The sequence below is a fragment of the Falsiroseomonas sp. genome, from assembly GCF_051859025.1.
Taxonomy (GTDB): Bacteria; Pseudomonadota; Alphaproteobacteria; order Acetobacterales; family Acetobacteraceae; genus Falsiroseomonas.
This window is the reverse complement of record NZ_JBHYGL010000032.1, coordinates 1-13,013: the sequence shown is the minus strand read 5'-3', so window position 1 is coordinate 13,013 and position 13,013 is coordinate 1. Positions and strand designations below refer to the sequence as shown.

The following is a 13,013-nucleotide window of genomic DNA, read 5'->3' as shown; positions in this document are numbered from 1 at the left end:
CCTGCTTGGTGCGTTCGGATTGCAGTTCGAGGCGCGTCAGCTTGGTGACGCCATCCACCAGCCGCGCGACTTCCTTGCCGAAGCGCTTTTCGAGGTCGGCAAGACCGACCTTCGTGTCCTCCGCCACGTCATGCAGCAGCGCCGTGACGATGGAGGCGCTGTCGAGGCGGTATTGCGACAGGATGCGCGCGACGGAGACGGGATGGGTGATGTACGGGTCGCCATTGTCCCGCTTCTGGCCCTCATGCGCGGCCTTGGCGGTGGCGTAGGCGGCCTCGATCGTGGCCGCGTCGGCGCGGGGGTCATAGGCGACGACATCGCGCGCCAGATCGGCGCCGGTGCTGTCGGAGATGCCGGCGGCCAGGCCCTCGGGCGCGAAGTTGGGATGCGGGCCGGGCGCGTTCATGCCCGGCCTTCCCCTTGGTCCGGCTGCGCCGGGGTGGGGACCGTTGCCGGGTTCGCGGGGGTGCTGCCCCCGCGGCAGGCTTTCGCGGTCAGCGCTTCCCGCCGAGTTCGGCGGCGATCGCCGCCTCGATGTCGTCGGCGGAGAGGTCTTCCAGGCCGGCGCCGTCGGAGATCTGTTCCTCGTTCACGTCCATGACGCCGAAGATGTTCTCGTCGGTGGCGATGAGGTCGAGGACCTCCTCCTCCGCGGGCTCCGGCTCCGGCGCGCGCTGCAGGGACTTGACCAGGTCGGCCTGGAGCAGGCCGAGATCGACGGTTTCCTCGGCGATCTCACGCAGGGCCACGACAGGGTTCTTGTCGTTGTCCCGCTCGATCGTCAGGTCCTCGCCCCGGCTGATGTTGCGGGCGCGCTGGGCTGCGTGCAGCACCAGTTCGAAGCGGTTGGGCACCCGAAGGATGCAATCCTCGACCGTGACGCGTGCCATGGCGGCTCCAGTTCAGTAAACCGCGGGGTGAGCAGGGCCTGTCCGGGCGCGGATGCGCACGGACGGACCCCTCCCCGCCTCTGGTGAACCTCCGATCTAGCCATCCGGGCCGCCGGATGCAAGCGGGGTTCATGCAAACGCCAGGCCGGGCAGCAGGGCCAAGGCGGGGGGCGGGACCGTCAGGCGATCGGCCGTGTCCCCTCCTCCCCCACCGCCGCCAGCAGCGCGGCGGCGGTGGCGCGGAAGCGCGGATGCACCCAGCCCGGCGCCACGTCGCAGAGCGGCGCGAGCACGAAGGCGCGCAGATGCGCCCGGGGATGCGGCAGCACCGGGTCCGGCGCATCCCGCACCAGCCCATCCATGCCGATGATGTCGAGGTCGAGGGTCCGCGGGGCATTGGGGAAGGGCCGGACCCGGCCGAAACGCTGCTCCACTGCCTGCAACGCGGCCAGCAGCGCCGCCGGCGCATCCGCCACATCCCCGCTGCCCATCCGCCCCAGCAATGCCACCCCGTTCACATAATCCGGGGAGGATGGGGAGGGCGGTACCGGCGCCGTCGCGAACCAGCGGGACAGGGCGGCCAGGCGATAGCCCGGCAGGCGATCCAGCGCGGTGGCGGCGCGGCGGCAGGTCTCGATGGCCGGGGCGCCGTCCGGCCCGGGCAGGTTCGCGCCGATGGCAATGATGATCAACTTCATGGGTTTCCTGAACCGCAACGGTGGCGCTGCCGGCGTCTTCCGGTATTTTCCACCCTCTTTGAGCGAAAGATCATCCGGTGCAGTTCGATTCTCAGGAGAGGCTGGGCCTGTTCGTTGATGGCGCGCATCTCTACGCCGCCTCCAGGAACCTCGGCTTCGACGTCGATTACAAGAACCTCCTCGGCTTCTTCCGGCGGCATGGCCGGCTGATGCGGGCGTCCTACTACACGGCGCTGCTGGAGAATGACGAATACTCGCCGCTGCGGCCCCTCGTCGACTGGCTGGGCTACAATGGCTACAGCGTCGTCACCAAGCCCGCCCGCGAATTCACCGATGCCGCGGGGCGGCGCCGGGTGAAGGGGAATATCGAGGTCGAGATGGTGGTCGATGTCATGACCCTCGCGCCGCGGCTCGACCATGTCGTGATCGTGGCCGGGGATGGCGATCTGCGCAGGATGGTGGAGGCGGTGCAGCAGCAGGGGCTGCGCGTTTCCGTGCTGTCCACCATCCGCACCCAGCCCGGCATGGTGGCGGATGAGCTGCGCCGCCAGGCGGACCAGTTCATCGACCTGGCCGACCTGGCGCCCGACATCACCCGCCGGCAGCTGGACCCGCGCCCGCGCATGGTGCCCGCCCCCCGCGCCCCCGAACGCCCCCGCGCCACGCCGGCCGAGCCCTTCCGCGACCCGGTGGCGGACCTGCCGGAGTGAAGCCTGCCCTGGACGCGGCGGAGCCATCGCGGGACGCGGCAGAGCCATCGCGGGACTGCCCGCTCTGCCCCCGCCTGGTGGCCTATCGGCTGGAGAACCGGGCGAAGGAGCCTGGCTGGCACAACGCGCCGGTGCCGAGCTGGGGCGGGCGGGATGCGAAGCTGCTGGTGCTCGGCCTCGCGCCTGGTGTGCGCGGGGCCAACCGGACCGGGCGCCCCTTCACGGGGGACCATGCGGGCAAGCTGCTCTATGCCACGCTGCTGAAATACGGCCTGGCCGAGGGCGAATACCGGGAGGATCCGCGCGACGGCATGACCCTGAAGGGCGTGCGGATCGTGAATGGTGTGCGCTGCGTGCCGCCGCAGAACCTGCCCACGCCGGCCGAGATCACCACCTGCAACGCCTTCCTGAAGGCGGAGCTGGCACAGCTGACGAAGCTGCGGGCGATCATCGCGCTGGGGCTGGTGGCGCATAACGCTCTGCTCAAGGCCTATGGGATGCCGATGTCGCGGCTGAAATTCGCCCATGGCGCGGTGCATGCGCTGCCCGATGGCCGGCTGTTGGCGGACAGCTATCATGTCAGCCGCTACAATACGAATACCGGCCGCCTGACGACGGAGATGTTCGAAGCGGTAACCGCCGATGTGATAGGCCGCATCGCGTAGCCGATCCGGAGCCGCGCGCTTGTTCGAGGATTTGCGGCAGGGCCGCCCTTCCCCCTTCGGGCCCGAGGCCGACGCGCTGCTGCGCGCGATCGATGCGCTGGCCCCGGCCGAGGAGCGCCGCGCGACGGAAGCTATGCTGCGCGCCTGGCCGCGCCGGCCGGATGGCGGGCCGCAAGAACCGGAGGCACTGCGGGACGGCTTGGCGGCGCTGGCCGCGGACCTCGCCGCCGCGCGGCGCGCCGATTGGTTCGATGCGGCGAAGGAGGCGATGCTGCTGGGCGGGCTGGCCGTGCCGGCGGGGGCCCTGGCCTACCTGCTGCTCGCGCTGTCGCTGCCGGAGGAGCAGGCGCGCGAACTCTGGAAACTTCTGCCCCTGGCTGTCGGGGCGCCCGCGCTGGCCGGCGCCGTGTTCGGCTTCACCCAGGCACGGCGGCCGACACGCCGGCGCCGCGCGGTGCATGAGGCGCTGAAGGCCCTGGTGATCGGCGGCATGGCCGGCGGTGTCGGCGGGCTGTTCCTGATGGTGACCATCATCGATGCCGCGGGCGCGGTCGCGGCGTTGCTGGAGGCCTCGCCGGTCGTGACAGCGGCGATCATCCTGTCCATTTCCGCCCTGGGCGGTGCCGCTGCCGCCTGGTGGCGCGCTGGCTGGGCGCAGCGGCGCTGGGACGCATCGCGCGCGGGGTGAAAGGGCGACGCGGCGCGCCGCCCCGTCAAGCTACCGCATACCGAGGAAGCTCAGGATGGCCAGGACGATGACGACGGCGCCGACGATGTAGACGATGCTGTTCATGGGATTCGCTCCGTTGCTGATGCCGCAACAACGGAGGTGACGGCAGAGAGTTGCGGCGCCTCGTTACACGAGAGGCCTGCCCTCCAGCGCCGCTTCCACCGCTCGGGTCAGGACGGGGCTGTCCGGCTCGGTGCTAGTCGGAAACGCCCGCACCGACCGCCCATCCCTTCCCACCAGGTATTTATGGAAATTCCACCGCGGCGGGCCGCCGGCGCGGGAGGCCAGCCAGGCAAACAGCGGATGCGCCGCCGGGCCGCGCACGCTGGTCAGCGTCGCCATCGGGAAGGTGATGCCGTAGGTGGTCTCGCAGAATTCCCTGATGCGCGCGGCATCGCGGCTTTCCTGGTTGAAATCGTTCGACGGCACGCCGAGCACGAGGAAACCCCGCGCCTCATACCGGTCATGCAGCCGCTGGAGCGCGGCGTATTGCGGGGTGAAGCCGCAGAAGCTGGCGGTGTTGACCACCAGCATCGCCCGGCCGCGGAAATCAGCCATCGGCAGCTTGCCACCCTCCAGGCTGTCCAGCGTGAAGTCGAAGGCGGTCTGCGACGGCTGGGCTTCCGCCTGGGTCGCCATCAGGAGCGGCGCCGCCAGCAGGACACGTCTCGATACCTCACGCATACCGTTCCTCCTGCCACGGGTCGCCCCGGTTGCTGTAGCCGCGCACCTCCCAGAAGCCGGGGCGGTCCTCCCGCAGCAATTCCACCCGGGTGATCCATTTCGGGCTCTTCCAGAAATAGAGGTGCGGCACCACGAGCCTCACCGGGCCGCCATGCTGGCGTTCCAGCGGCGCGCCCGCCCAGGCATGGGCGAAGAGGTTCTCCGGCCTGACGAAATCCTCCATCGCCAAATTGGTGGTGTAGCCGTCATAGCTGGTCAGGGAGACGAAGCGCGCCTCATCCTTCACGCGCGCCATGGCCAGCAGGTCCGGCACCGGCACGCCCTGCCAGGAATTGTCGTAGCGGGACCATTGGGTGACGCAGTGGATGTCGTTCACCCTTTCCTGCTGCGGCAGGGCCATGAATTCATCGAGCGTGAGGCGCAGCGGCGCGGCGCACAGGCCCTCCACCCGCAGGCGGAAATTGGCCCGGTTCACATCGGGCTGCACGCCGAGGTCGAGGACCGGGAAATCATTCACCAGGCGCTGGCCCGGCGGCAGGCGGTCACGTTCCGGCGTGCTGGTCGTACCGGTCAGCAGGCGGCCATCGCGGGCCCAGCCCTGCTTGGCCGCCACCAGCTTGTCCCGGACCTTGCCGGCCAGCGGGACGTCGTCCTCTTCTGCCATCTCGTTGCTCCTCGGCGGCGTTACTTGTCGTTGCGCCGGCTGGATGCAAGCCTGATGCCATCAGCGTGTCGCAGAACGCCTGGCAAGCCCGATGCCATCAGCGTGTCGCAGAACGCGATGCATATCCATTCGCGGTCAGGAAGGCCTCCACCACCGGGCCCCAGGCGGCGCTGCCGCCCGGGCCGAAGAACAGGGAATGACCGTCGCGCCCGAAGGGGCCCAGCACCTCCAGCTCCGCCGCCCCGCCCGCCGCGGTGAAGGCCTGGTGCATGGCCAGCGCCAGATCGGGGTCGAAGAAGCTGTCATTGGCCGTATAGACCCAGAGCATCGGCAGCCTGGCCGCCCGCCCATACTCCCCGGCCGCGGAAACCAGGCGTTCCGGCCGGCAATTGGTGTTGGGCCGCCCCTGCGCCCAGCCGCCGCGCCCGCCCGCCATGCTGACGAAGGCGCCGACCATGGGCGGGTCCTCCGCCGCCAAGGCCATGGCGCCCCAGCCGCCGGCGGACTGCCCCACCACCAGCACACCCTCCGGCCGGATGTCCGGCAGGGCGATGGCGAAATCGATCGCAGTGCGGATGTCCCGCGCCGTCTCCCGCCCCGCCGCCGCGTAAAAGGGGTCGGAGCAGCGGCCGTAACCCTCCGCCCAATCGCCGCCCGACTCCCCATAGCCACGCCGCAGCGGCAGCAGCACGGCGAAGCCGCGACGGGTGAACCAGGTGACGGCCTCCGATCCGCAATCCGCCAGCCGCGCCGTCGCCCGTTCCGAAGCCTGGGCGGGCGATCCGTGGTTGATGACGGCCAAGGGCACCACGCCCGGCACGCCAGGCCGGCAGAGCTTCACCACGATGGTCTGGAAAGCGCCCGGGACCGGGACGCTGTGCGTCTCCTGCCGTCCTGGCGGCGCCCCCATCGGCATTGCGGCACAGCCGGCCAACACCAGCGCGAGAACCACACCTGCCAGCCGCATGCACGCCCCCGGGATCAGCGGGGCGAGCGTGGCGCCGATGGGGCGGGGATGTCGAGGGGCTGGCGCCGGTGGCCCGGGGAATGGGCTCCGCCCCTTCCCCGTACCCCTTCCCCGCCAGGGGCCAGCCGGCCCCTGGACCCCGGGCTTTGGATCGATGGGTGATGGGGGTTCGAAGGGGCCGCTGCCCCTTCGCGGGGAGAGGTTCGGAGAGGGGCAGCGCCCCTCTCCGAGGCCCACCAACGCTACCCCCGGTTCCGCATCAGCCGCGCCTTGTCGCGCTGCCAGTCGCGGTCCGCGATGGCGGCGCGCTTGTCGTGATTCTTCTTGCCTTCGCCCACGCCGAGCAGGACTTTCGCCATGCCGCGATCGTTGAAGTGGATCTGCATGGGCACCAGGGTTACGCCGTCCCGCGCGATGGCGCTGGCCAGTTGCACCATCTGCTTCTTGTGCAGCAGCAGCTTGCGCGGCCGGCGCGGTTCGAAATTCGCGACGAAGCTGCCCGCCTGCCATTCAGGGATGTAGGCGTTGAACAGCCACATCTCCCCTTCCCGCTCTCCAGCCCAGGCCTCGGACAGGGTCGCGCGGCCGGCGCGGAGGCTTTTCACCTCCGGCCCCACCAGCAGCAGGCCGGCTTCGACGGTGTCTCCGATCTTGTAGTCGTAGCGCGCCTTGCGGTTCTGCGAGGCGATGCCGTGGCTGATCAGGCCTTTCTTGCGGGGTTCCGCCATATTGTACGGGCGACTGGGCGCGGGGCGCTCAGTTCAGCAGCCCTGCTCCCGTCATCGCGGCGCGCACGCGCGCCTTGGTGGAATCGGATGTCGGCGCGAGGGGCAGGCGGCAATGGTTCGTGCCACGCCCGAGCAGGCTGGCGGCGTATTTCACCGGCCCCGGGGAGGTTTCGCAGAACATCGCGTCATGCACCGGCACCAGGCGGTCCTGGATGGCCATGGCTTCCGCCACGCGCCCGGCGGCCCATGCATCGTGCATCTCCCGGCAAAGGCGCGGCGCGATGTTGGCGGTGACACTGATGCAGCCATGGCCCCCGGCGGCCAGGTAGGAGAGCGCGGTATGGTCCTCACCGCTCAGCTGGCAGAAATCCGGGCCGCAGGCGGCGCGGGTGTGCAGCGGGCGGGTCAGGTTCGCGGTCGCGTCCTTCACGCCGACGATGTTCGGGTGCTTCGCCAGCCGCGCCATCGTCTCGACCGTCATGTCGATCACGCTGCGGGGGGGGATGTTGTAGATGATGATGGGCAGGTCGGCGGCATCCGCGATCGCCATGAAGTGCAGGTACAACCCTTCCTGCGTCGGCTTGTTGTAGTAGGGCGTGACCACCAGCGCGGCATCGGCGCCGGCGGCCTTGGCGTGGCGCGTCAGTTCCACCGCTTCCGCCGTGCTGTTGCTGCCCGTGCCGGCGATGACCGGGATGCGCCCGGCGGCCGCCTTGATGGCGAGGTCCACGACCTGGTGATGCTCGGCGTGGGACAGTGTCGGGCTTTCGCCGGTGGTGCCGCAGGGGATGATGCCCTGGGTGCCCTCGGCGATCTGCCATTCGACGAAGTCGGAGAAGGCTTTCGCGTCCAGGGACCCGTTGGCCTGCATGGGCGTGATCAGCGCGACCAGCGATCCCCTGAACATCTTGCTTCTATCCATGCCTCGTGTGGGGCGTGGAACCTAGTGGCGCGGCCGCGCCGGAGCAAGGTCGGACGGGACACCCACCTCCCCCTGGGGAATCCCCGCCGCTTCGGGTTATGGTCCCGGCCCATGCGCCGCATCCTGATCCTCCTGCCCCTCCTCCTCCCGCTTCCGGCCGCCGCCCAGCCCTGGGCGAGCGAGGGGGCGCGCGTCGCCGGCCGCCAGGCCCTGGCCGCCGCGCAGCAGAACCGGTTCCTGGAGGCCGAGAGCGTGGCGCTGGCCGCGGACCCGCTGGCGCGCAAACTCGTCGCCTGGTGGCGCATCCAGGCCCGCGGCTCGGGGGCGAGCGCGCGGGAGATTCTGGCCTGGCTGGAGGAGAACCCCGCCTGGCCCTTCCCCGAGACCATCGCCCGCCGCGCCGAGGAATTGCTGGTAGCGGAGGCCGATGACGCGCTCGTGCTGCGCCACTTCACCCGCAACCCGCCCCGCACGCTGGATGGGGCGCAGCGCTTCGCCAATGCACTGTCGAATAGCGGCCAGGCGGCCCAGGCCGTGCCGATGCTGCGCGCCGCCTGGCGGGACGGTCCCGCCGATGCCGCGACCGAGGCCACCTTCCTGGACCGCAACGCAGCCATCCTGACCGCGGATGACCATTGGCGCCGCGTGGACCGCCTCATCTGGGAGAACCAGGCCACCCCCGCCGGCCGCACCATGCCGCGCCTGGACCCCGCCCGCCGCGCGATCGCGGAAGCGCGGCTCGCCTTCCGCGCGGATCGCGAGGGGGATGCGCGGGCGCGCGACATCGGCGTGGCGCATGACCGCGCCCGGATGCTCCGCCGCAAGGACCGGGATGCGGAGGCCGCCGCCGTCTGGATCGCCGCCGAGCCCCTGCAGCGGGACCTGGCGCCGGAGGCCGCGCGCTGGATCTGGCAGGAACGGCAGATCCTGGCCCGCAAGCTGCTGCGCCTCGGCGATGCGACGAACGCCTATCGCGTCGCCGCCGGCCATGGCCAGGCCGAACCCGGCGAGGCGCGGCAGGAGGGTGAGTTCCTGGCGGGCTTCATCGCCCTGCGGCGGCTGGGTGACGCCGCCAGCGCGCAGCGCCATTTCGCGCGCGTGGCGGAGGGCAGCGTCTCCGTCATCACCCGCGCCCGGAGCGCCTATTGGCAGGGCCTCGCTCTGGCCGCGCAGAACCGCATGGCGGAGGCCCGCGCCCAATGGGCGGAGGCCGCTTCGCTGCCGACTGCCTATTACGGCCAGCTCGCCAGCCTGGCACTGGGTGAGGCCCCGGCGGCGATGAGCGCGCGGATCACGGGCCATCCCTCCCCTGCCCCGTCCACCCAGGTCGCGACCGATTTCATCGGGCGGGAGATGGCGCGGGCCGTCATCACCCTGGCCGATCTCGGCCAGTCCGACCGCGCGCGGGTGTTCCTGCTGCGGATGGAGGACCTGGCGCCGGATGCGGCGGATCGCTGGCTGATCGCGCGGCTGGCGGTGGCGATCCGGCGGCCCGATCACGCCGTCTGGGTGGCGCGCCGGGCGGGCGCCGATGGCGTGATCCTGCTGGAGGATGGCTGGCCGGCCCCCTACCCCGCGCCGCCAAATGGGGCGGAGGCCGCGCTGGTGAACGCCATCACGCGGCAGGAGAGCAATTTCGACCTGAGCGCGGTGTCGTCCGCCAATGCGCGGGGGCTGATGCAGCTGCTGCCCTCCACCGCGGCGCAGGTGGCGCGCCGGCTCGGCATTCCCCACCAACTGGGCATGCTGACGACGGATGCGGGCCACAACATGCGGCTCGGCAGCGCCTACATCAACGACATGCTGGCGCGCTACGGCGGCGCGATGCCGCTGGCGGCGGGGGCCTATAATGCGGGTCCGGGCCGCGTCGATGACTGGCTCGGCACCTATGGCGATCCGCGCGTGGCCTCCGGCCCCGATATCCGCGACTGGATCGAGCAGATCCCCTTCAGCGAGACGCGGAACTACGTGCAGCGCGTGATCGAGAATGTCGTCGTGTACCGCGCGAAGAACCAGGACACGGCGGGGCTGCCGCATCCGCTGGCCGCGCTGCTGGAGGGCAGGCCGTGAGGGTTTTCTTCAACGCCCGGGACGGGCTGCGCCTCTCCGCCCAGGATTTTCCCGGAGACCCGGCGCGAACGCCGATCCTCTGCCTGTCCGGCATCACGCGGACTTCCGACGATTTCGCCACGCTGGCGGCGCGCCATGGCGGCAAGCGTCGGGTTCTCTGCCTGGACCATGCCGGGCATGGGGAGAGCGCGCGGCCCGACCAGCTTTCCCGCTACGCCATCGAGGAAAGCCTGCGCGACGTGCTGGACACCATGGCGGCGCTGCATTGCCACCGCGCGGTCTTCGTCGGCACCAGCTTCGGCGGCATCCTGACCATGGTGATGGCGGTGCTGCGGCCCGGCGCCATCGCGGGCGCCGTGCTGAACGATGTGGGGCCGGTGCTGGAACCCGTGGGGCTCGACCACGTCCAGAACTTCGTCGCCCGCGATCCCGCGCTGCCGACGCTGGAACGCTGCGTGGAACATTTGAAGGGCGTGCTGCCGCCGCTGACGATCGATGAGGAAGGCTGGCGCCGCATGGCCGCCGGCACCTATGCGCGCGGCGATGACGGCCGCTGGCATCCACGCTGGGACATCCGCATCGCCCAGGCCATGTCGGCCGGCGGCACGCTGCCGAGCCTCTGGGGCCCCTTCGGCGCGCTGGCCCATGCGCCGACGCTGCTGCTGCGGGGGGAATTGTCCGAACTGCTCTCCGCCGAAACCGCGCAGCGCATGCGGGACGAGCATCCCCGGCTGGAATTCGTGAACATCCCCGGCACGGGCCATTGCCCCACGCTGGAGGAACCGCTGGCCGTCGCCGCGCTGGACCGTTTCCTGGACGGCATTGCGTGACGCCGGCCCAGCGGGTGGCAACCCTGGTCGCGACGCTCGGCGGCGCCGGGCGGCTGCGCCCCGGCCCCGGCACCTGGGGCAGCCTGGTGGTGCTGCCGCTGGCGCTGGCGGGGCCGGCCTGGTGCCTCGGCCTTGCCGTCGTGATCGCCATCGCGGGCTACTGGGCCGCGACCCAGGTGCTGGACGAGCGGACGGAAGACCCCGGTTGGTTCGTGGCGGATGAGGGCGCGGGGATGCTTCTGGTGCTCGCCGCCCTGCCCGAAGCGACGCTGCCGGGCGTGTTCCTGGCCTTCGCGCTGTTCCGGGCGCTGGATATCGTGAAGCCCTGGCCCATCTCCTGGGCGGACGCACAGCCAGGGCCGCTTGGCGTCATGCTGGACGATGTGCTCGCGGGGCTGATCGGCGCCGCGGGACTCCTCGCCTTCACCCGCTTCTATCCGGGGATTCTTGATTGATGCTGCCCGACACCACGCTGGACGATGCCGCCGCGCTGCTGGCGGAACTGCAAGCGGCGGAGGAGACGCTGGCCACCGCCGAAAGCTGCACGGGCGGCCTGATCGCCGCCGCACTGACGGCGGTGCCCGGTTCCTCCGCCACCGTGCTGGCGGGCTTCGTCACCTATTCGAACGAAGCGAAGGCCAGCATGCTCGGCGTGCCGCCCGCCACCATCACAGCCGTGGGCGCGGTCAGCGAAGCCGTGGCCCATGCCATGGCGGAAGGGGCCCGCGCCCGGTCCGGCGCCACCATCGCCGTGTCCTGCACCGGCATCGCGGGGCCTGGCGGGGGTTCCACGGAAAAGCCCGTGGGCCTGGTGTTCATTGGCGCCGCCAATGAGTCGCTCACGCTGGTGGAACGCCATGTGTTTCCCGGCGATCGCGCGGCGATCCGCGCCGCGACCGTCGCCGCCGCCTTCGCCCTGATCCGACGCCTGAAGACCGGAGTGTAGTGATGGATTTGACCGACAAGCTGCTGGCCGCGATCGACGCGGACCACGACGCCGCGGTGGGGCGCCTGGTGGAATGGCTGCGCATCCCCTCCATCAGCGCACAGCCCGACCACGCCGCGGATTGCGTCCGCGCCGCCGAATGGGTGCGGGACCAGCTGACCGCCATCGGCTTCACCGCATCGCTCCGCCAGACGCCGAAGCACCCCGTGGTGGTCGCGCATCATCCGGGGCCCGCTGGCGGCGCCAAGGCCCCCCACCTGCTCTACTACGGCCATTACGACGTGCAGCCGCCGGACCCGCTGGAGCTCTGGACCAGCCCGCCCTTCGAGCCCGTGATCGTGGACGGCCCCCATGGCAAGCGGGTGGTCGCGCGCGGCGCGGTCGACGACAAGGGCCAGACGCTGATGTGGATCGAGGCGATGCGCGCCTGGCACGCCATCGCCGGCGGCCCGCCCTGCGCCATCACCGCGGTGATCGAGGGCGAGGAGGAGATCGGCTCCCCCAACCTCGCGCCCTTCATGGCGGCGAACAGCGCGGAGCTGAAGGCGGATGTCGCCATCATCAGCGATACGGGGATGTGGGACATCAACACCCCTGCCCTGTCCACCCGCCTGCGCGGCATGGTCTTCGTGCAGCTCGACATCAAGGCCGCGAACCGGGACCTGCATTCCGGCATGTATGGCGGCAGCGCGCTGAACCCGAACAACCTCATCACGAAGATCCTCGGCGACCTGCATGACAGCGAAGGCCGCGTGCAGCTGCCGGGCTTCTATGACGGCATCCCGGAAGTCTCCCCGGAACTGCGCGCGCAGTGGCAGGCGCTCGGCTTCTCGGAGCACGATTTCCTCGGCGCCATCGGGCTTTCCGTGCCGGTGGGGGAGAAGTCTCGCGGGGCGCTGGAGCGCCTCTGGGCACGTCCCACCGCCGACATCAACGGCATCTGGGGCGGCTACACCGGCCCCGGCAGCAAGACCGTGATCCCCAGCGAGGCGCACGCCAAGATCACCTTCCGCCTGGTGCCCGGCCAGCACCACGACAAGGTCTTCGACGCCTTCAAGGCTTTCGTCCACGCCCGCCTGCCCGCCGACGCCACCGCCAGCTTCCAGGGCGGCAGCGCCAGCCCGGGGATCGAGGTGCCCGCCGACAGCGCCTTCATCCACGCCGCCCGCGCGGCGCTGGCCGATGAATACGGCAAGCCCGCCGCCATGATCGGCTGCGGGGGCTCGATCCCGGTCGTGTCCTCCATGAAGGAGGTCCTCGGCCTCGACACCGTGCTGATGGGCTTCGGGCTGGAGGACGACCAGGTGCACAGCCCGAACGAGAAGTTCGACATGCGGTGCTTCCACCAGGGCACGCGCAGCCACGCGCGGCTGCTGGCGCGGCTGGCCTCGGCGTAGGGGGCGCCGCGCGGGGGCGCTGCCCCCGCACCCCCGCCGGGGGGCGTGGCGCCCCCCGGACCCCGCCAGGAGTTTACATGCAGAAAGGGAGGGGGGCCGAAGTGCCCCCCTC

Annotated in this window: 16 protein-coding genes; 8 read left to right on the top strand and 8 right to left on the bottom strand. The window is 70.9% G+C overall.

Annotated features, from left to right (window positions below):
- The 3 genes from ACTIE5_RS21065 to folK form a co-directional block, all read right to left on the bottom strand.
- A partial coding sequence (locus ACTIE5_RS21065; protein WP_439551690.1) for an HD domain-containing protein occupies positions 1-406 on the bottom strand: 406 nt, incomplete at its 3' end.
- Positions 407-494: 88 nt separating this feature from the next.
- Positions 495-890 carry a DNA-directed RNA polymerase subunit omega gene (gene rpoZ, locus ACTIE5_RS21060; RefSeq protein WP_439551689.1) on the bottom strand — a complete coding sequence of 132 codons (396 nt, stop codon included), beginning with the start codon at positions 888-890 and terminating at the stop codon, positions 495-497.
- Between the two features lie 179 nt (positions 891-1,069).
- Positions 1,070-1,588 carry a 2-amino-4-hydroxy-6-hydroxymethyldihydropteridine diphosphokinase gene (gene folK, locus ACTIE5_RS21055; protein ID WP_439551688.1) on the bottom strand — a complete coding sequence of 173 codons (519 nt, stop codon included), beginning with the start codon at positions 1,586-1,588 and terminating at the stop codon, positions 1,070-1,072.
- 77 nt (positions 1,589-1,665) lie between these two features.
- Between folK and ACTIE5_RS21050 the strand changes: the two genes are divergently transcribed.
- Genes ACTIE5_RS21050 through ACTIE5_RS21040 form a run of 3 tightly spaced genes read left to right on the top strand, consistent with a single transcriptional unit; the run spans position 1,666 to position 3,651 of the window.
- Positions 1,666-2,298, top strand: coding sequence for a LabA-like NYN domain-containing protein (locus tag ACTIE5_RS21050; RefSeq protein WP_439551687.1), 633 nt, complete (start codon positions 1,666-1,668; stop codon positions 2,296-2,298).
- On the top strand, positions 2,295-2,963 hold the full coding sequence (locus ACTIE5_RS21045; protein WP_439551686.1) for a uracil-DNA glycosylase: 669 nt from the start codon (positions 2,295-2,297) through the stop codon (positions 2,961-2,963). Before ACTIE5_RS21050 ends, ACTIE5_RS21045 begins: the two co-directional genes overlap by 4 nt.
- Before the next feature lie 19 nt (positions 2,964-2,982).
- Positions 2,983-3,651: a hypothetical protein gene (locus ACTIE5_RS21040; protein ID WP_439551685.1), complete on the top strand. Its 669-nt coding sequence runs from the start codon at positions 2,983-2,985 to the stop codon at positions 3,649-3,651.
- A 168-nt stretch (positions 3,652-3,819) separates the two neighbouring features.
- On the opposite strand, the gene ACTIE5_RS21035 is transcribed toward ACTIE5_RS21040, so the two are convergent.
- From ACTIE5_RS21035 to dapA, 5 genes are all read right to left on the bottom strand, one after another.
- The gene (locus tag ACTIE5_RS21035; protein WP_439551684.1) at positions 3,820-4,377 is read right to left on the bottom strand and encodes a glutathione peroxidase; all 558 of its coding nucleotides are present in this window, start codon (positions 4,375-4,377) and stop codon (positions 3,820-3,822) included.
- Positions 4,370-5,041, bottom strand: coding sequence for a sulfite oxidase-like oxidoreductase (locus ACTIE5_RS21030; protein WP_439551683.1), 672 nt, complete (start codon positions 5,039-5,041; stop codon positions 4,370-4,372). Before ACTIE5_RS21030 ends, ACTIE5_RS21035 begins: the two co-directional genes overlap by 8 nt.
- A 97-nt stretch (positions 5,042-5,138) precedes the next feature.
- A complete protein-coding gene (locus tag ACTIE5_RS21025) occupies positions 5,139-6,008 on the bottom strand; it encodes an alpha/beta hydrolase family protein (protein ID WP_439551682.1) in 870 nt (289 codons plus the stop codon).
- Positions 6,009-6,250: 242 nt separating this feature from the next.
- Positions 6,251-6,736 carry an SsrA-binding protein SmpB gene (gene smpB / locus ACTIE5_RS21020; RefSeq protein ID WP_439551681.1) on the bottom strand — a complete coding sequence of 162 codons (486 nt, stop codon included), beginning with the start codon at positions 6,734-6,736 and terminating at the stop codon, positions 6,251-6,253.
- A 28-nt stretch (positions 6,737-6,764) separates the two neighbouring features.
- Positions 6,765-7,643: a 4-hydroxy-tetrahydrodipicolinate synthase gene (gene dapA / locus ACTIE5_RS21015; protein WP_439551680.1), complete on the bottom strand. Its 879-nt coding sequence runs from the start codon at positions 7,641-7,643 to the stop codon at positions 6,765-6,767.
- Between the two features lie 126 nt (positions 7,644-7,769).
- Between dapA and ACTIE5_RS21010 the strand changes: the two genes are divergently transcribed.
- The 5 genes from ACTIE5_RS21010 to ACTIE5_RS20990 are packed head-to-tail and all read left to right on the top strand — an operon-like array spanning position 7,770 to position 12,901.
- Entirely contained in the window at positions 7,770-9,728 is a 1,959-nt protein-coding gene (locus ACTIE5_RS21010; RefSeq protein ID WP_439551679.1) for a transglycosylase SLT domain-containing protein, read from the top strand.
- Positions 9,725-10,558 carry an alpha/beta fold hydrolase gene (locus tag ACTIE5_RS21005; protein ID WP_439551678.1) on the top strand — a complete coding sequence of 278 codons (834 nt, stop codon included), beginning with the start codon at positions 9,725-9,727 and terminating at the stop codon, positions 10,556-10,558. The genes ACTIE5_RS21010 and ACTIE5_RS21005 overlap by 4 nt, the downstream gene beginning before the upstream one ends.
- Positions 10,555-11,013: a phosphatidylglycerophosphatase A family protein gene (locus ACTIE5_RS21000; protein ID WP_439551677.1), complete on the top strand. Its 459-nt coding sequence runs from the start codon at positions 10,555-10,557 to the stop codon at positions 11,011-11,013. Before ACTIE5_RS21005 ends, ACTIE5_RS21000 begins: the two co-directional genes overlap by 4 nt.
- Complete coding sequence (locus ACTIE5_RS20995) at positions 11,013-11,504, top strand: CinA family protein (protein ID WP_439551676.1); 492 nt, start codon at positions 11,013-11,015, stop codon at positions 11,502-11,504. Before ACTIE5_RS21000 ends, ACTIE5_RS20995 begins: the two co-directional genes overlap by 1 nt.
- A gap of 2 nt (positions 11,505-11,506) precedes the next feature.
- Positions 11,507-12,901, top strand: coding sequence for a dipeptidase (locus ACTIE5_RS20990; protein ID WP_439551675.1), 1,395 nt, complete (start codon positions 11,507-11,509; stop codon positions 12,899-12,901).
- The last annotated feature ends 112 nt before the right edge of the window (positions 12,902-13,013 follow it).

Bases quoted from the DNA above. Each gene is read 5' to 3' on its own strand.
- dapA (WP_439551680.1), bottom strand. From the start codon at position 7,643: ATGTTCAGGGGATCGCTGGTCGCGCTGATCACGCCCATGCAGGCCAAC.
- ACTIE5_RS21035 (WP_439551684.1), bottom strand. From the start codon at position 4,377: ATGCGTGAGGTATCGAGACGTGTCCTGCTGGCGGCGCCGCTCCTGATG.
- rpoZ (WP_439551689.1), bottom strand. From the start codon at position 890: ATGGCACGCGTCACGGTCGAGGATTGCATCCTTCGGGTGCCCAACCGC.
- ACTIE5_RS21030 (WP_439551683.1), bottom strand. From the start codon at position 5,041: ATGGCAGAAGAGGACGACGTCCCGCTGGCCGGCAAGGTCCGGGACAAG.
- smpB (WP_439551681.1), bottom strand. From the start codon at position 6,736: ATGGCGGAACCCCGCAAGAAAGGCCTGATCAGCCACGGCATCGCCTCG.
- ACTIE5_RS20995 (WP_439551676.1), top strand. From the start codon at position 11,013: ATGCTGCCCGACACCACGCTGGACGATGCCGCCGCGCTGCTGGCGGAA.
- folK (WP_439551688.1), bottom strand. From the start codon at position 1,588: ATGAAGTTGATCATCATTGCCATCGGCGCGAACCTGCCCGGGCCGGAC.
- ACTIE5_RS20990 (WP_439551675.1), top strand. From the start codon at position 11,507: ATGGATTTGACCGACAAGCTGCTGGCCGCGATCGACGCGGACCACGAC.
- ACTIE5_RS21025 (WP_439551682.1), bottom strand. From the start codon at position 6,008: ATGCGGCTGGCAGGTGTGGTTCTCGCGCTGGTGTTGGCCGGCTGTGCC.
- ACTIE5_RS21010 (WP_439551679.1), top strand. From the start codon at position 7,770: ATGCGCCGCATCCTGATCCTCCTGCCCCTCCTCCTCCCGCTTCCGGCC.